16 protein-coding genes are annotated in these 17156 nt (G+C 66.2%); 9 read left to right on the plus strand and 7 right to left on the minus strand.

The features are described 5' to 3' along the window. Positions 1 to 63: 63 nt before the first annotated feature. The gene (cgi121, locus tag FYC77_RS00210; RefSeq protein ID WP_149079494.1) at positions 64 to 624 is read right to left on the minus strand and encodes a KEOPS complex subunit Cgi121; all 561 of its coding nucleotides are present in this window, start codon (positions 622 to 624) and stop codon (positions 64 to 66) included. 28 nt (positions 625 to 652) lie between these two features. After that, the gene (locus FYC77_RS00215) at positions 653 to 3016 is read right to left on the minus strand and encodes an ATP-dependent DNA helicase (protein ID WP_149079495.1); all 2364 of its coding nucleotides are present in this window, start codon (positions 3014 to 3016) and stop codon (positions 653 to 655) included. Positions 3017 to 3098: 82 nt separating this feature from the next. Here FYC77_RS00215 and FYC77_RS00220 point away from each other — a divergent pair, with 82 nt between their 5' ends. Beyond that, positions 3099 to 3572 carry a universal stress protein gene (locus FYC77_RS00220; RefSeq protein WP_149079496.1) on the plus strand — a complete coding sequence of 158 codons (474 nt, stop codon included), beginning with the start codon at positions 3099 to 3101 and terminating at the stop codon, positions 3570 to 3572. A 25-nt stretch (positions 3573 to 3597) separates the two neighbouring features. Next, positions 3598 to 3825, plus strand: coding sequence for a hypothetical protein (locus FYC77_RS00225; RefSeq protein WP_149079497.1), 228 nt, complete (start codon positions 3598 to 3600; stop codon positions 3823 to 3825). Positions 3826 to 3867: 42 nt separating this feature from the next. Here FYC77_RS00225 and FYC77_RS00230 read toward each other — a convergent pair whose 3' ends face one another. Next, positions 3868 to 5076 carry an inorganic phosphate transporter gene (locus FYC77_RS00230; protein ID WP_149079498.1) on the minus strand — a complete coding sequence of 403 codons (1209 nt, stop codon included), beginning with the start codon at positions 5074 to 5076 and terminating at the stop codon, positions 3868 to 3870. A 368-nt stretch (positions 5077 to 5444) separates the two neighbouring features. Here FYC77_RS00230 and FYC77_RS00235 point away from each other — a divergent pair, with 368 nt between their 5' ends. Next, complete coding sequence (locus tag FYC77_RS00235) at positions 5445 to 5690, plus strand: ferredoxin (RefSeq protein ID WP_149079499.1); 246 nt, start codon at positions 5445 to 5447, stop codon at positions 5688 to 5690. A gap of 655 nt (positions 5691 to 6345) precedes the next feature. Here FYC77_RS00235 and FYC77_RS00240 read toward each other — a convergent pair. Continuing rightward, complete coding sequence (locus FYC77_RS00240; RefSeq protein WP_149079500.1) at positions 6346 to 7002, minus strand: helix-turn-helix domain-containing protein; 657 nt, start codon at positions 7000 to 7002, stop codon at positions 6346 to 6348. 75 nt (positions 7003 to 7077) lie between these two features. On the opposite strand from FYC77_RS00240, the gene FYC77_RS00245 reads away from it, so the two are divergent. Continuing rightward, the gene (locus tag FYC77_RS00245; RefSeq protein WP_149079501.1) at positions 7078 to 8544 is read left to right on the plus strand and encodes a cytochrome P450; all 1467 of its coding nucleotides are present in this window, start codon (positions 7078 to 7080) and stop codon (positions 8542 to 8544) included. Between the two features lie 65 nt (positions 8545 to 8609). Here the strand turns inward: FYC77_RS00245 and mdh are convergent, their stop codons facing one another. Then, positions 8610 to 9524 carry a malate dehydrogenase gene (gene mdh, locus FYC77_RS00250; RefSeq protein ID WP_149079502.1) on the minus strand — a complete coding sequence of 305 codons (915 nt, stop codon included), beginning with the start codon at positions 9522 to 9524 and terminating at the stop codon, positions 8610 to 8612. Positions 9525 to 9742: 218 nt separating this feature from the next. Between mdh and FYC77_RS00255 the strand changes: the two genes are divergently transcribed. The 5 genes from FYC77_RS00255 to FYC77_RS00275 all read left to right on the plus strand — a co-directional run bounded on the left by FYC77_RS00255 (position 9743) and on the right by FYC77_RS00275 (position 14934). Next, a complete protein-coding gene (locus tag FYC77_RS00255; RefSeq protein ID WP_149079503.1) occupies positions 9743 to 11410 on the plus strand; it encodes a CRTAC1 family protein in 1668 nt (555 codons plus the stop codon). A gap of 4 nt (positions 11411 to 11414) precedes the next feature. After that, positions 11415 to 12887, plus strand: a complete 1473-nt coding sequence (locus FYC77_RS00260; protein ID WP_149079504.1) for a vanadium-dependent haloperoxidase — start codon at positions 11415 to 11417, stop codon at positions 12885 to 12887. Positions 12888 to 12941: 54 nt separating this feature from the next. Further along, complete coding sequence (locus tag FYC77_RS00265; RefSeq protein ID WP_149079505.1) at positions 12942 to 13394, plus strand: TIGR00725 family protein; 453 nt, start codon at positions 12942 to 12944, stop codon at positions 13392 to 13394. A gap of 60 nt (positions 13395 to 13454) precedes the next feature. After that, complete coding sequence (locus FYC77_RS00270; protein WP_149079506.1) at positions 13455 to 13928, plus strand: hypothetical protein; 474 nt, start codon at positions 13455 to 13457, stop codon at positions 13926 to 13928. A 226-nt stretch (positions 13929 to 14154) separates the two neighbouring features. After that, positions 14155 to 14934, plus strand: coding sequence for an Sjogren's syndrome/scleroderma autoantigen 1 family protein (locus FYC77_RS00275; protein WP_149079507.1), 780 nt, complete (start codon positions 14155 to 14157; stop codon positions 14932 to 14934). A gap of 21 nt (positions 14935 to 14955) precedes the next feature. On the opposite strand, the gene FYC77_RS00280 is transcribed toward FYC77_RS00275, so the two are convergent. Then, on the minus strand, positions 14956 to 15402 hold the full coding sequence (locus tag FYC77_RS00280; RefSeq protein WP_149079508.1) for a thiol-disulfide oxidoreductase DCC family protein: 447 nt from the start codon (positions 15400 to 15402) through the stop codon (positions 14956 to 14958). 60 nt (positions 15403 to 15462) lie between these two features. Then, positions 15463 to 17064 (minus strand): HTTM domain-containing protein, encoded by a 1602-nt coding sequence (locus FYC77_RS00285; RefSeq protein ID WP_149079509.1) that lies wholly within the window; start codon positions 17062 to 17064, stop codon positions 15463 to 15465. Between the last annotated feature and the right edge of the window lie 92 nt (positions 17065 to 17156).

Below are 17156 nucleotides of genomic sequence, written 5' to 3' on the forward strand. Positions count from 1 at the left end.
CCGACCAAGCAGTGCTGTTGAGGGTGAAACAGGAGTTCCGTTTCGTTTCGTTTATCAACTAAATTATTTTTCTACCTCGAGCAACGTGACCCGTTCGTGAACCAGCATCGGGAGCGAGGCGTCGGTCGCCTCGCGCTCCGCATCGGTGACGTCGAAGAACGCACACAGCCGACTCTCGTCGCGGTCGTCGAGTGTTCGCTCGGTGGCGACGACTGCCTCGAGATCGCGGACCGCCTCGAGCGCACGGGCCTCGGCATCCGCTCGATCTGCGCTCGCTCGGTCGGTGATTTCCCCGTGGCGTTCGTCGGGTTCGACCGGGAGCGCGTCGATCAGCACGACTGCCGGATTCACTCCCTCGCTGACGCCCATCTCGAGGGCCCGGTCGATCTGTCGGCGACCGGCGGCGTACAACAGGATCTCGACGGCGCGGTCCCGGGCGACGTTTTCGCCGCGATCGATCGACCTGTCTGCTAGCTCCACCGCCCGCTCGAGGTGACGCCGGTCCGCGACGTAGCGGGCGTCGAACGCCTGGATCGTCACGTCGAACCGGTCGCCCAGTTCGGCGAGGTCGGCGACGAACGGGTCGAGGTCGTCGATCGCGAGGCAACACTCGAGCAGTTTCATCGGTACACACCTCCCGTGAGTCGCGCCATCAGAAATCACCCAGGCTCGACTGGCTCTCGTCGGCTCGCTCGTCCGTCGACGTCTCGCCGGATTCGGTGGGTGTATCGCGGCCGCCACTCGAGTCCAGTATCGTTCCGTTCCCGGGATCGGCTGGCTCGACGCCGTCCATCGTGGGGTCCTCTCGGCCCGCGTTCTCGAGGATCGTTTCGGCGGTCTTTTTCCCCTTCAAGACCGCGAGGACGACGCCCTTGTCGGCGGTCCGCAGGTCGGCGGGCTCCTCGATGCCAGCCTCGTAGAGCCGGCGGGCGCGCTTGCGGCCGACGCCGCCAACCGAGACGAGTTCGAGCAACTCCTCGCCGACGCCGTGTTCGACGCGGGCGCGGGCCTCCCGCACCGCGACGGTCCACTCGCTGTCGACCTCGCGGGCGAGTGACTCGGCGGCCCCGAGCAACCACTCGGCGGTGTCGACTTTCCCCCGGAGGTCGCCGGGACCGATTTTGTACCGCTCCGTGATCGTCTCCTCGTCGGTCTCCTCGGCCCAGTCCTCGAGCAGTTTGCCGGTTTTGAGGGCGGCGAGCCAGTCCTCGAAGCGGTTCTCTTCGAACTCGCTGGGGGCGTCGCCGAGCAGCTCTCGCTCGCGTTCGTAGTAGAGTTCGCCGAATGTCTCGTCCTCACCGGATCGGAGGTAGAGTTCGTACATATCGGGGGTGCGCGAGACGAGCTGGTAGAGCCCCAATGCGGTCGGACGCTCCTTGGCACCCTCGAGCCCGTGGACGATCTCGGCGGCGCTCATCGGATCGAGGTAGAGCCTGGAGACGGTGTGGCCGAGGCTCGTCGCCTCGAGTTCCTCCTCCCGGCTCGCTTGCTCGGCGAGGTCGGCGGCAGAGGTGAACGCGCCGTCCGCGTCGTCGTCGGCCCCACTGCGGCCGCCCGAGCGCTCGATGAAGTCGTTGCGCTCGAGATAGGAGAGGACGTCGTCGGTGACGGACTCGAGGCGACCCGCCTCGGTCGACTGGCTCGCATAGAGGGTGGCCTCGAGAAACTCGAGCAGCCCCGAGCGGGTGCGGGCAAAGCCCGAAGCGATGGTAGCGAGGGCGTGTGTTCGCAGGGCGGGTTCGGCGGCGAGCTTCGAGCGGACGTCCTCGGGTTCGGCCCAGACGTAGCGGTCGAACAGCTCCTCGCTCTCGTCGTGGCTCTTCGCCAGCAACACGGCCTCGCCGTAGGGGTCGAGCCCGGGTCGGCCCGCCCGCCCCATCATCTGGTGGACCTCGAGTACGTCGAGTGGGGCCATCCCGCCGGCGCTCGGGTCGAACCGTCGCCAGTCGCGGACCACGACGCGGCGAGCGGGCGTGTTGACGCCGGCGGCGAGCGTCGGCGTCGCCGAGATGACCTTCAGCAGGCGGTCGCGAAAGGCGTCCTCGACCAGGCTCCGCTGGGTCGAGGAGAGCCCGGCGTGGTGAAACGCCGCGCCGCGTTCGACGCAGTCGGCGAGATCCTGACTGGTCTCGGTGTCGCTGTCGTCGCGGATCTCCGCGGCGAGGTCGGTCAGCTCCGTCCGCTCCTCGTCGGTGAGTTCGGGACTCGAGACGCCGCCCAGTCTGCGGGCCGCGGCCTCGGCGTTTCGTCGGGAGTTGACGAACACGAGCGACGAGCCACCTTCCTCGAGGATGTCGCGGACGAGTGCGGCCTCCTGTTTCTCCGATCCCTCGATCGGCACCTCGCGGCTCGAGCCGTCGTCGAAGTTGAGCGCGTTGCCGTAGTGGACGCCCGTCCGGAGGTCGATCGGCCGCCAGTCGGAGTCGACGAGCGCGGCGTCGAGCCAGTCGGCGATCTCGTCTGCGTTGCCGACCGTCGCCGAGAGCGCGACGACCTGGAGGCCGGGATTCAACTGGCGGAGCTTCGCCAGGGTCACCTCGAGCGTCGGTCCGCGGTTGCGGTCGTCGATGAGGTGGACCTCGTCGCTGACGACGCAGGTGAGATCCGAGAGCCAGTCGGCGCCGTTTCGCACGAGCGAGTCGACTTTCTCGCTGGTCGCGACGATCAGATCCTTGGTGGCGAGCCACTCGCTAGTCGACTCGTAGTTGCCGGTGGCGACGCCCGTCGTGACGCCGAAATCCTCGTAGGCGTCGAACTCGGCCTTTTTTTCGCTGGCCAGGGCGCGCAGCGGGACGATGTATAGTGCCTTCCCGCCGCGTTCGATCGCCGACAGCATCGCCAGGGCGGCGATCATCGTCTTGCCGCTTGCGGTCGGCACCGCGGCGACCAGGTTCTCGCCGTCGGTCGCGCCAGCTTCGACGGCCTCGGCCTGGGGCGGGTAGAGCTCCTCGATGCCCTCCTGGCGAACGTGCTGGATGGCACCGGGCGGGAGCCCCGACAGCTCCTCGACGTTCATTACCCGTCGTTGGTGCGTCCCGTGGTTTAAACTGTCGTCTCTCACTGGCACACGGTGGGGCTCTCCCCTCGGCGATAGACCGATGCACCTGGCGGTCGAACGTCGCCCCGTGACCCCGCCTGATCAGGTTCTCGTCCCGACGCTCGCCCGCCCACGGGAGAGCGAGGCACTCGCGTACGCCCTCGAGACGTTTCCCGACGCCGACGTCACCCTGCTGGCCGTCGTCACGCCACTCGGTGCCCCGCTCAGCGAGGGTGGCGTTCTCGAGCGTGACGAGCAACGGACGGAAGCGGCGCGCGAGCGGGCGGAATCGGTACTCGAGTCGACCGCCGAGTCGATCGACGACCGGGCGGCGATCGATCGAGTTCGCGTCGAGGTCGTGGCGGGACGACCTGGAACCGTCGTTCCCCGGTACACCGACGAGGAGGGGGTCGACCACGTCGTCATGTACGGCCACGAGCGGCGTTCGACGGGGTTGACCCGCCGGTTGCTCGGCCGCGGCGTCGCGGCGACGGTCGTCGAACGAACCGCCAGCCCCGTGACGGTGATCAGATGAGCCTCGAGCGGGAATCGATCGAACGATGAAGCCGGTGTACTACTGTCGACGCTGTGGCGAGGAGATCTCACGGCACGCCGAGGAGTGTCCCCACTGCCGGTACAATCCCCAGTCGATCGCCTGGCGGTTCGGCGTCGGCGCACTCATCTTCGGTACGGCGCTGGCGCTCGTCTCGCCGCCGGTCGGCCTGTTCGGCGTCTTCGTCGGGATCCTCGCTGTCGGCGGGAGCTATCTGCTCTCCCCGGCGGGATAGCTCGTCGATTCCGTCGCCATCGTCGTCTCGAGTCGACCGATGTCAGCCGCCGAGAGCCGTCGCGAGCAACCGATAGAGCCCGTAGCCGACGGCGATCGAACTGCCGAGGGTGAGCAGCCAGAAGGTGATCGTGAACGCGATCTTTCGCCGTGAGACGCCCGCCGAGCCTGCGGCCAGTCCGCCGCCGATGACCCCCGAGAGGATGATGTTGTTGAGCGAGATCGGAATACCGAGGGCGATCGCCAGCTGGGCGATGACGAAGCCGGGGACGAGCGCGGCGATCGAGCGCCGAACGCCGAGCTGGGCGTACTCCCGCGAGGTGGCCTGCAACAGTCTGGGGGCGCCCATCCAGGCGCCGGCGAGGATACCCGCCGCACCGAGTGCGAGCAGCGTGATCGCAGGTAGACCGAGTTCCACCCGAAAGAGGTTCTCGAGGGGACCGGTCGCGAGCCCGACCTGCGAACCACCGGAGGAGAAGGCGACGATGCCGCCGAGGACGAGCAGGAACGACCGGATACCCTCTTCGACGGAGGCGAGAATGCGCGTTCGAACCCAGTAGAACGCGAGCACGCCGAGGACGATCGTCACGAGCACGGTTCCGAGGTCGACGTCGGCGACGAGCGTCGGGCCGCCGCCGAACTGCCGAGAGAAGAACCTCGCGATAGTTCCCTGGTCGGCCGTCGGGTCCGGAATGACGCCCAGTCGGACGTTCGCGACGATGGTGCCGACGACGCCAGCTAACAGCGGGACGCCGACCGACTCGGGAACGTCGTCTCGACGCAGGACGACCGCCGTCGTGTAGGCCAATCCGCCGGACATGATCGGAACGAGCAGCCAAAACGTGCCGAGGCGCTGGTAGGTGTCGAACGCCGGGTCGCCGCCCAGCGAGAGGCCGACGCCGACCATCGCGCCCGTCGTCGCGAACGCAGCGGGGATCGGATACCGCGTGTAGATCCCGACAGCCATGAACGTCGCCGCCGTCAGCAATCCGGCTGTCGCCGCAAGTGGCGTGATCGCGACGCCGTCGATGAGATCCGCACCGACAGTCTCGGAGATGCTCCCGCCCTGCATAAGCGCTCCCGCGGCCGCGAGCAGGCCGATTACGAACGCCGCACGCATCGTCGAGATTGCGTTCGCGCCGATCGCTGGCGCAAAGGGCGGTGAGTTGCTGTTCGCACCCAGTACCCACGCCATGAACAGGCACGTCACAATTGCGGTCCCCACGAGGACTGCAAACGACAGCGCAACCATCTCGTCACCCGATATTCAACGAGGTATCGGATAAGCGTTCGTCCGATCTCGAGACGAACCGGAACTGTTAACCTACCATCACCGTCGGCGTCTATCTCGTCGCCGCCGTCGTCTTCGACCGGTGTCTGACGGCTCGAGGCGTGTTTGTGGCCGACGGGCTGCGATCCTGTTCGGGATCGGGTTCTCCGTCGGCTGGGGTGGTCGGCTTTCGTTCGTCAGTTGGCTCGTCGTGAACGTCGTGCTCTGGGTGGCCTTTGTTCGGCTGTTCTTGGACTTTCGTACTCGGTGAGCCCCCTCGGATGGCGATCATTCTGGCGGTAACGGGTGATCCCGTCACTGCTTTACCTGCATCGGTCCAACCGTGGGCTATGAGAGTCGAATTCGACGAGGATACGTGTATCGGCATGTACCAGTGTGTCGCCGAGTGGGACGCTTTCGAGGAGGACAAAGCGAGGGGGAAGGCAGTCCTCGAGGGCAGCGACGAGACCGAGGACGGAGTGTTCGTCCGTGAGGTGCCCGAAGACGAGGAACTGGACGCGAAGTTCGCCGCACGGACGTGTCCAGTCGACGCGATCACGATCTACGACGACGACGGCGAGCAGTTGATTCCCTGATACGGACTGCCGTCCCGGTGTGCTGACGGGTCCCAGTCACACTGAAAATGGCTTCCGACCCGTACGATGCTCTCGACGAGCGAACCGCTTCGACGAGTGGTTCCCAGTCGCGGACCGCCAGTTGCGCCCCGCTTCCGTCGTGGGACGATTCGAAAGTGGACGGACACTCGCGGAAGCCGTGTCGCTGCTGTACAGTAGACCGCGTGGGAAACCGGTCGAATGACGTGGTGGATGGTTATGATGCCAGGGGTACTCACCGGTGACCTTCCGCGAGTGTAATCAGAAGTTTCACGGTGGATACAAAGAGCGTGTGGCCAAACAGTGTTGGCCCAGATCGCCGATCTCCACGTCGGTATCACCCCCCACAAACCGCCCATGCAACCGAATGGGAAATCCGTAGGAGGTTCACCCCCGAAGGACCGACCGGTCTCCCGTCGGCATCGATAGGCGACCGCTTCCGCCGGGAGACCACCCACTGATACGGACCGCGATGCGTCGGTCCCGGTCGATCGCAGACCGGCGGGTGATCGACCGGTAATCGGTCATCGCAGACCGTACGAGCGATCCACACGGAGGACACGAGCGCACGCACGCCTCTCTCTCGACACTCTGCTCTCTCCTCTTTGTACTCCCCCCCGGCAGTTCTTCCGACTGCTCACCGTCGCAACGCCGCATCCACGAGTTCGGCCTCGGCCGTCCGCAGGAGCGTCGAGGCCGCGCTCTCCGAACACTCGAGTGCCGCCGCTACGTCGGCGAGCGACCCGCTTCGAGGGACGTCGTAGTAGCCGGCCGCCCGTGCCGTCTCCATCGCCTCGAACTGACGGGCCGTCAGTCGACCCGCCAGCGTCTCGGCTTTCCGCTGGTGGTCGCTCACCCGCTCGACCTCGACGCGGACGTCGTCGGGGAACGCCTCGAGCACCGACGAGAGCGCGTCGGGTTCCCCGAGGACGGTCGCGTGGACGGTCTCCCGGCCGGTGTAGACGACCGGTGGGACGACCACCAGTCCCGAAACGTCGAACGCACCCAGCAACATCGCGTCGGATTCGCGCAGATCCATCTCGACGTAGCCGTAGAACGTGTCGTCGTCGACCCGGGAGATGTCGTACCGGTGGACGAACTCGAGGTCGGTGACGACCTCCTGTATCCCCTCGAGATCGCCGACGAACAGCGAGAGAAAGCGGACGGTTTCCGACTCCGAATCGACGTGCCAGGAGAGCAACTCCTCTCGGTGAAGTACGGATTCGACCGCCAGCTCCGGCACCGGCATCCGCATCGACGGCGGCAGCCGAAGCGTCAGGTCGGCCGACTGCATACTCGCCCGTTATCACTTATAGAAGTTCAGTGCTTCGGCACAACGGCGACACTTCTGGAACGCCACTCTCGAGGTATGAGTCGTTCAGGACCGCCGGCGGATGGACGAACGGGAGGAAACGACCGCGACCGACCGCTCGAGGGCCGGAGCGGCGAGACCGAGGCGGACGAGGATGTCGGCGTCGAGGCGGCGTCGCTCCCCGGGCCGCGCGGGTTTCCGCTCGTCGGGAACACGGTTTCGTTCACCCGTGATCCGGTCGGGTTCCTCGAGTCACTCGGCGAGTACGGCGACGTCGTCGGCTACGAAGCCTACGGTCGCGAGTTCGTCGCGTTCTGCGATCCGGAACTCGTCGAGACGGTCCTCGTCTCCGAGAGCGACGCGTTCTGGCGCGGCGAGTTCGAACACGAGTTCGGCGAGGCCATCGATCTCCAGGGCGTGCTCTTCGCCGAGGGCGACCGGTGGAAACGCCAGCGGCTCCTGTTGCAGTCGGCGTTCACCCCGGATCGAATCCGGTCGTACGCCGACGATATGGTCGAGGAGACCGTCCACACGGTCCGGGGCTTGGACGACGGACAGGTGATCGACCTCGAGGAGACGCTGTCGACGCTGACGCTCCGCGTTCTCGCACGGACGCTGTTCGACCTGGAGCTGACCGACGAGCGCGGGGCCGTCGTGCGGCGATGGGTACAGGCCATGAACGAGTACACGGATCGCGAGATGTTCGGGGTTCGCGCGTTACTCCCGTCGTGGCTCCCGAGTGCGACCGAACGCGAGTTCGACCGTGCCGCGACCGACGTCGGTGTGTTGGTCGACGAACTCGTCGCCGAGCGTCGCGAGGCGGGCGCAGACGGCGACGACCTGCTGTCGTTGCTCGCGACCGCAGAGTACCCCGACGGGAGCCGTCCGTCCGCCGAGGAGATCGGCGACCAACTGAAGACGTTCCTGCTCGCTGGCCACGAGACGACTGCGACGGCGCTTACGTACGCCTGCTGGCTGCTCGCAGGCCACGAGAGCGTTTGGGACCTCCTCGAGCGCGAGATCGACGCCGTCTGTGGTGACCGCGAGCCGACGATGGCAGACCTTCCCGACCTCGCGGTGACGGAGGCTGTCGGCCGTGAGGCCATGCGGCTGTATCCGCCGCTACCGTTTCTCAACCGCGAGCCGCTCGAGCCGGTCGACGTCGGCGGTTATCGACTCACGCCGGGAACGGTCGTCCAGCTCCCGATGATCGCCATCCACCGCGACGAGCGGTGGTGGGACGACCCCGACGCGTTCCGGCCGGGGCGGTGGCTCGAAGGGGGTGCTGACTCCGTTACGGACGCGGTGCTCGCCGACGGCGACCGGCCGGAGTACGCCTACTTCCCGTTCGGCGGCGGCCCGCGCCACTGCATCGGGATGCGCTTTGCGATGACCGAACTGCAGTTGACGCTCGCGACGCTGATCCGGCACGTCGAACTCGAGCGGATCGGCGACTCGATCGACGCGGGCGTCGGCGTAACCCTCGAGCCCGGGACGGTCGAGACGCGCGTTCGACGCCGATAGCTGTCGGTCGGAGCGCTCGGTCTCGGGGGTGATAGGTCGAAAAACGAGAACGGTCGAATCCGCGACTACGCGATCTTCTCGTACTGATCGGAGAGTTTCTCGGCGGCCTCGCCAAGCTGGTTGCGTTCGAACTCCGTGAGATCCCACTCGACGATCTCCTCGACGCCGTCGGAGCCGAGTTTCACGGGGACGCCGAAGGCGGTGTCCTCGTGGCCGAACTCGCCCTCGAGTGTGACGCTCGCGGGGAGCACTTCGCCGGTGTCCCGGAGGATGGCCTCGACCATGTGGCCGACGCCGGTCGCCGGCCCCCACTCGGTCGCGCCTTTCTTCTCGATGACGTTCATCGCCGAGGTCTGCAGTTCTTCGAGGAGTTCTTCCTTTTCGTCCTCGTCGAACTCGAGATCCCGACCGTTCACTCGCACTTTGGAGAAGACGGGGACCTGCGCGTCGCCGTGTTCGCCGAGGATCGTCGCCTCGACGTTCTGAACGGGGACGTCGTAGCGCTGGGAGATGACGTACCGGAAGCGCGCGGAGTCGAGTCGGCCGCCGAAGCCGATCACTTGCTCGCGGGCGCGGTCGCCGGCCTCGTAGAGGTGGCGGTTGAGCAGGTCGACCGGGTTCGAGGTGGTGACGGTGACGAAGTCGTCGTTGTGCTCGGCGAGCGAGGAGCCGATGTCCTCCATGATCGGCGCGTTGTCGCCTGCGAGGTCGATTCGGGTCTGACCCGGCTGGCGCGGAATGCCGGCCGTGACGACGACGACGTCCGACCCCGCCGTCTCCTCGTAGCCGCCCTGGCGGATCACGGTGTTCGAGTCGTACGCCGCACCGTGGTTCGTATCCGCGGCCTGTCCGATCGTCGTATCTTCCTGGTCCGGAATGTCCACGAAGACGAGTTCGTCCGCGACGTCCCGAAGCGCGATGTTGTAGCCTGCGGCGGCCCCGACCGTCCCGGCCGCGCCGACTACGCTAACTTTCGTCATACCACGTAACGATCCGCCTGCCCCCGCGTTAAATCCGTCGAATCCGGCTCTCTCGAGTAATTTGACGATATTTAAATCGACGATTGTCGAAACTCGGCGCGCCGGAACGGGAATCGATCAGAATGGGAGGTCCACCCCCTGCCATCGCGGTTCGAACCGACTGGAAAATACCACTCGTAACCGGATAATTTATGATGTAAACGAGGAGATGCTGTGGTATGCGTTACCGAATGGGTGTCTGCTGTCTCGCGGTTTGTATCCTGCTTTCGGGCTGTGTCGGCGGTGCGCTCGAGGATAGACCCCCGTTCGGCGACGAGCCACCCGAGCCGACGACCGACGACTACGCCTTCGAGGAGGTCTCTACCGAGGCGAATCTCGAGTACGAGTCGATCGGGATCGGCGCGATAAACGGCAACGACGGCATCTACGCGGTCGACTACACGAACGACCTCGAGACGGATCTGCTCGCGATCGGCGGCGGACAGCCGGTCCTGTTCGAGAACACCGGCGGCGAGTTCGAGCGATCCGACGACCTCCCGCCGGTCGAGGGAACCGTCCAGGGCGCGCTCTTTGTCGATCACGACAACGACGGCTGGGAGGATCTGCTTCTCTTGCGCCGCGGCGACACGCCGGTGTTCTTCGAGAACGACGAGGGAACGTTCCGCGAGCGCGACATCGGCTTCGACGACGAGTTCGTCGTTCCGGTCTCTGCGACGGCGGCCGACGCGACCGGCAACGGCTGTCCCGACGTCTTCGTCATCGACTACAACGACTGGCTCGACGAGCAGCCGATGGGGTGGCAACACTACCTCAACCTGACCGCCGAGGAGGACAACGGCCAGCCCAACGCCCTCTACGAAGGGACCTGCGGCGAGTTCGAGCGGGTCGACGACGCCGGCATCGAGGGCGACCACTGGAGCATGGCGACCAGCTTCGTCGATCTGACCGGCGACGGCAACCCCGATATCCACGTCGCGAACGACTTCTTCGAAGACGAGATCTACTACAACCAGGGCGACGGCAGCTTCGAACGGGAGTACCTCGGCGAGGCGACGGACCGAAACGGGATGTCCTCACAGCCGGTCGACGTTACCGGCGACGGCCAACTCGAGCTCTTCGTCACCAACATCTACTTCCCACAGAGCCGCTGGGCCGAGATTCCCGACTCCCAGCGCCAGCTGTTCGTCGACTTCATGACCTCACGGATCGGCGACCGCAATCAGGGGAACAACCTGCTCGTGCACACTGAGGACGGGTTCGAGGATCAGGGCCAACAGCGCGGGCTGAACGAGGGCGGCTGGGGGTGGGGCTCCGCCGTCGAGGACTTCGACGGCGACGGACAGGTCGACGTCTTCCACGCGACCCAGTTCGAGGTCCGCTTCGACGAGCGCGAACCGACGTTCGTCCGCGGAATGTTGTTCGCCCAGCAGGACGGCCAGTTCCACCGTCTCAACACGAGCGAGGTTGGGTTCGAGGAGGTCGACGAACGCGGCGTCGCCGCGCTGGATTACGACGCGAGTGGATCGATGGACGTCGCCGTCGCGGCCAACGAAGCGCCGTACCGCCTCTACAGCAACGAGGGCGACCAGGGTGACAGTCTCCAGGTCGTCGTCGGCGGAAGCGAGGACCTCGAGCACACGACCCTCGGCACGACCGTCGAGGCGACCGCCGACGGCGACACGCAGCTTCGGGTTCGAAACGCCAGGGCGGACTACCAGTCACAGGATACGCGGACGCTTCACGTCGGGGTCGGCGAGACCGACTCGGTCGACGAACTCAGGGTGACCTGGCCCGACGGCACCGAACGGACGTTCGAGGACGTCGAGACCGGTCAGCGCATCCTCGTGACGCCCGACGGAATCGAAGACCGCCGATCGTACTCGTAGGAACATGTTCAATCCACGCACGCGATACGTCGACACGGATCGAACCGGCCCTGAAACGGATCGAACCGCCCTCGATCGTTCCAGCACGGAACGTTCGAGTGACGGCGTCGTCTCGAGTGCTGGCGAGGACAGTTCCTGCTCGAGTACTGGCGAGGACGATCCCTCCTCGAGAACGGCGACCGACGCACGCCCCTCGCGGAGCCGTCGCTCGGTGCTCGGGGCTCTGGGTACGGCCGCAGTCGTCGGCTTCGCGGGCTGTACCGAGGTCCTCGGGACGGGAGTGGTGCCGGCCGACGAACCGCTGTGTCTGTGGAACGAACGGTTCGTCGAGGAGATTCAGCACTTTCGGGGCGGGAACTTCGCCCCCACGCGTCGCGGTGCGTTGTTGAACGTCGCGATGTTCGACGCCGCAAACGGCGTCGCCGCAGCGGCCGGCGACGACCACTTCGAGCCCTACCTCGTCGATCCGACCGACGCTCCGGCGGACGCGTCGGTGCTGGCCGCCGCGGCCGGTGCGGCCCACGAGACGATGACGGAACTGTACGGCGGCGAGTTCGACGACGACCTCCAGGCGACGCTCGCGGCGGCGGAAGGCGGTGACGTCGACGCGGGCGAACAGTGGGGACGAACGGTCGCGACCGTGCTACTCGAGCATCGCGACGACGAGTACGCGACCGACATCTACATCCCCTGCGAGGAGCCGACCCAGCCCGGCTGTTTTCGCCGGGACTGGAATCCCGTCCACGCACGCGTCGAGCCGTGGGCGATGGACTCCCGCGACCAGTTCCGATCGGACGGGCCGCCGGCCCTCGAGAGCGAGGCGTACGCCGACGACTGGTGGGAGGTGTACGAACTCGGAAACGACGCCGACGACCGGCCCCAGGAACACGTCGACGTCGCGGCCTTCTGGCGTGGCGCGGCGGGCTCTCCACGGCCGCCGAACATGTGGAACGTTATCACCCAGAAAATCGTCGTCGACGAGTCGCTGTCCGTCCTCGAGGAGTGTCGGCTGTTCGCGTTGCTTTCGCTGGCGCTTGCGGACGCGGGCATCGCGGGCTCGGAGGCGAAGTACGAGTACGGCTTCTGGCGGCCCCGGACGGCGATCCACGAGGCCGACCGCGACGGCAACCCGGAGACCCACGCGGACGGGACTTGGGCACCGCTTTCGGTCGGGGGGTCACCCGAGTACACCTCGACGCTCGCCGCCTACGGCGGGGCCGGCTGTGCCGTCCTCGAGGGCGTCCTCGGGAGCGGCGAGTACGCTTTCGAGTTCGGCTCGGACATCCGGACCGGAACCGCCGGAGAGGACGAGGGGGTGGTCAGGTCCCACGACAGCCTCGGCGACGCGCTCGAGGAGTCGATCGACAGCCGCATCTACCTCGGAAATCACTTCCGTTCGGCGATGGTCGACGGCCGCGAGCAGGGCGAACGGATCGGCGAGTGGCTCCTCGAGAACTCGCTGCGTCCCGTCGAGTGAGCCGACGACGAATCGGTCGATCGAATCAAGGGACCGTGCTGACAACGAACGGGCATGCGCGTCAGCGTTATCGGCGGCGGGACGATCACGGACCGGGAGCGAGCGGTTGCCGAGGACGTCGGACGGGAACTCGGGGCACGCGGCCACACGGTGGTCTGTGGCGGTCGCGGCGGGACGATGGCTGCCGTTTGCCAGGGTGCCAAGGCGGAGGGCGGAACCACGATCGGGATCCTCCCTGGCGACCGCCGAGGGGCGGCGAACGAGTACGTCGACGTCCCGATCGCGACGGGGCTCGGCCACGCCAGAAACGCGCTCGTCCCGATGAACGGCGACGGCGTGATCGCGCTTTCGGGCAGCGCCGGCACGCTCTCGGAGATCGGCTTCGCCGGGATCTACGGTCGGCCGGTCGTCGGCCTCGGAACCCACGAGATCGCCGACCTCGAGATCGAGGTCGTCGAGACGCCCGCGGAAGCGGCACGGGCGCTCGAGGCCGCCGTCTCCGAGTAGTACTCCACCCTCGAGCGACGGAAGTATGCCTTTATAGTTCCTTGCTGACAACTACCGGTCGTGAACCGCAGAGCCCTCCTCCGGGCCGGCGCAGTCGGGGTGGTCGGTGTGACCGCCGGCTGTCTCGACGCCGTCGACCGGATCACCTGGAGTACCGGCGTCGGATCCCTCCATCGTCCCGGCGACGTCACCGTTGACGACCGCGACGCCGTGGACGACGGTGGTGTCGCGGCGATTCTCACGGACGAGGACGAAACCCGCCGGATCGCGGGAACCGAAGCGGCGGCCGAGTTCGTCGACGAGACCGACTTCGAGTCGTACGGCCTCGTCGCCGTCCAGATCAGCCGGCCCGCCGTGGACGCCGCGTCGCTCTCGTTCGAACTGGGCGGGCCGGAGCGTGTCAGCCTCCGTGGGCTGTCGACCGTCGTCGACCTCGAGCCGTTTGGCGACCTCCCCGACTCGCTCGCCGATGCGGAGCGACTCGAGTACACGATGGCCCAGCGCTTCGATCGCCCAGCGCTTCGATCGCCCTGACGCGCTCTCTCCGCAGACTGCGTCGATCACGCTCCGGGACTCGGGTGGCGACCGAATCGGCCGCCTCGAGACGGACTAGCTCGAGTCGATGTGGACTCGAGCCCGTGGGCGTTATCCGGCGAGTCGAACGTGTCGGTCGGTCGACCACACACACCGGCGAGGCGATCGACCGACAATCCGTCTGAGTGTCGTAGCCTTTTCGACGCCCGAGGACCTGTAGATGGACATGAGCGACTTCGACAAGGAAGCCGAGCGCGAGAAGCTTCGGGAGAAGTACGAACGCGACAAGAAAGAACGGGAGGCGACCCAGCGGATGAGCGACCTCCTGCTCAAGGGGGCGACGATGACGAACTCCCACTGTGGAACCTGTGGTGATCCGCTCTTCCAGCAAAACGGAACCACGTTCTGCCCCAGCTGTCACGGCACCCCCGATGCCGTCGAGGGAACCGACCTCGAGGCCCAGTCGACCGAGGAGGTATCGACCGACGACGGTTCGGCCGCTGGCGAAAACGGGGCAACCCAGGCAGCCGATGCCGGATCCACGGCCGGGGACTCCGCGTCGTCGGAGGCGCTCGATGACGCGACGACGGAACCCAGTCGACGAGATTCTGAGACCGACCGACCGGATCAGACCGGTCGCCAGGACCAGGCCAGTCGATCGGACCGATCTCGAGCCGAGCCGGGCGACCGTACCGATTCACCGTCTCGGGCGCGCGGATCGGAGACGTCGCGACCGACGGACGATCCGCGACGGGAGCCAGCGAACGCGGCCACCAACTCCGCACCACCACGGGACGAGCCGAGTCGGCCGGCTCCCGAGGCGTCGGCCGGTCGCCGTCCCGCTCAGCCCGCAGTCGACGGCGATCTCGATACCGCTCGTGACTCGCTCGTCCGCGCACTCGAGAAGTTCGCCGACGAAGCGGCGGCTACCGACGACCCTCGCTACGCGCGAGAGTGTCTCGAGGCCACACGGGAGGCAAGCGAGACGCTGAACGCGCTCCGCTAACTCCCCGACGTTTCCGCGAACTCAGTCGAGAAACCGCGACTGTACGTCCTCGCTCGGCATCATACACTGGTCTTTCTTGCCGAACAGCCGGTACCGATTGGCCGCGACGACGTCGTATCCGAAATCCCGGAGTCGACGCGGGAGGTACCGAAGTGGTCCGGCGAGCCTGTAGACGCCGCCGAGAAGCGTGCCGATCCGGAGCGCAGCCGTCGATTTCACGTACACCTTCTCGCCCTCGATGAGGACGATCGAGTCGAGATCGTGATTCTCGAGGCCGTAGTCGTCGACGAGTTGCTGGCCGACGTCGGACTGCAGGGATGCGAAGTGGAAGATCCCCTCCGGATCGCGGGGGATGAGAAATTGGACGAACCCGGTACAGAGGTTACAGACGCCGTCGAAGAGAACGACCGCGCCGTCCTCGGGAATCACACCTGGGGTCGTCCGATCGTCCGGAACCTCTTCACTCATCGGTCGTCCGTAGTTGGATCCGTCGGTAGTTCAGGGTTCCGGTCACCGACCTGGACGCGGTCAGAGGTCGTCCGGTGGCGGTCCGATCTCCATCGGCTCGTGTTCGTCACCGCAGGGGTTTTTCTGGATGAGCGTCGCGTAGCGCTCGCGCTCTTCGTGGTCGTCGATGGTCTCCATCGTGATGTCCTCGGTGACGTAGTACATGTTCACGTGAGTTAGCTCGATACCATGCTCCTCTTCCCACGTCTCACAGATGTGTTCGGCCATCACGTCCGGCGCGTCGTTTCCGGCACTCGAGCCGCCGCGGCGGACGCTGTTCATGTAGAAGCGCTCGCGGTACGTGCCGTACTGTTGCTGTAGCTGGTCGTACGGTCTGTCGTAGGTGAGCGGCCGGTCGTTGTAGACGTCGATCAGGTCGCCATCGGCGGTCTTCGCGGGGAAGACGTGGTACCGGTCGGACGTTCGCGGATGGGGAGCGAAGACGGTCCAGTTCGGTTGGTCGGCGGCGACGATCGAGGCGATGCCGTCGATCTCGTCGTCGGGATTGACGTCGTCGCCCACGACCGCGCCCATCGGTGCGTGCGCAAAGAGCAGGAAGACGATCAGCGAGGCGGCGACGACGGTCAAGCTCACGTCGTACACCGCGGCCCTCGCCTGCGACAGTCGCTCGTCGTCGAACCCGACCGTCGGGAAGTAGTCGGCGACGCACTCAAGTCGGGAGAGCCGGTCGGTGATCCGCGACGGCTCGACGTTCGCGTACCGCAGCAGGCTCTTGCCGTCCTCCCACACCTGTCGCTGGACGAACAGGAGTAATCCGGCGATGGCGACGTAGGCGAACGCGCCGATCCGGACCGTCACGGCGAACGACGCGTGGGCGATGACGAACGGCAAGACGAGTACCATCCGCTTTCGGCCGACGACGAGGAGGAGCACCCACGAGAACAGCAACATGTAGTACCACTTCAGGCCGCCGAGCTGGAGCAGCGTCGGGAACTGCCGCATCGGCTCCGCGAGCAGAAACGTCATGTCGTCGAGCCCCATGATCAACGGGGTCGCCTCCCCGCTGGTCCACAGGTCGGATTCCATCTTGTGGACGCCGTTGTGGACGTACATGTAGACCATCTGAAACAGGATCAACGCCGAGGCGAGGCCCGCGACGCTCGCTTGTGGCTCGCGGTCGGCCTGGACGGCGTCGACCGACCACCGCTCGCCAAGCGGGAGGAAGATCGCCCAGAACAAAAGCAGGCGGAACAGGATGTCGGCGTAGCTCGTGACCAGCGGATTGTGGTGGTCGAGTGAGACGACGAACAGGAACGTCAGGATCGTCGCGATCCGCGTCTTGTAACCGACGATAAGCTGGACCGCGATCAGCGCCTGGACGACGAACAGCGCGGCGATCACCGTCGGATCGGTCGTGTAGTGAAATACGGAGAACGCACCGCTCGAGGAGAGGTCGTGTGCGAGCGACTGCGGAACGACACCGTCGTTCGTATAGAAGTACGAGAAGTTCCGGCTTCGGGCGACCAGATCAGCCAGGACGAGTATTCCGGCGAACACCCGAAACACGGCGAGGGTCCGCGTGTCGATCCGTACGCGATCCGCAACGCCCTCACGGACTCGAGTGGCGAGATCCAATCGACGAAGCGATAGCTCGGAAGTCATCGGTTCACGACCGCCTGACGGTCGAACGGCTGTGCTCTGTGAACGCACATCGCTCGTCCGTTCGTCGCCGTCCGTTCTCTCTGGCTCGTCAT

Source organism: Natrialba swarupiae (genome assembly GCF_008245225.1).
GTDB classification, from domain to species: Archaea; Halobacteriota; Halobacteria; order Halobacteriales; family Natrialbaceae; genus Natrarchaeobius; species Natrarchaeobius swarupiae.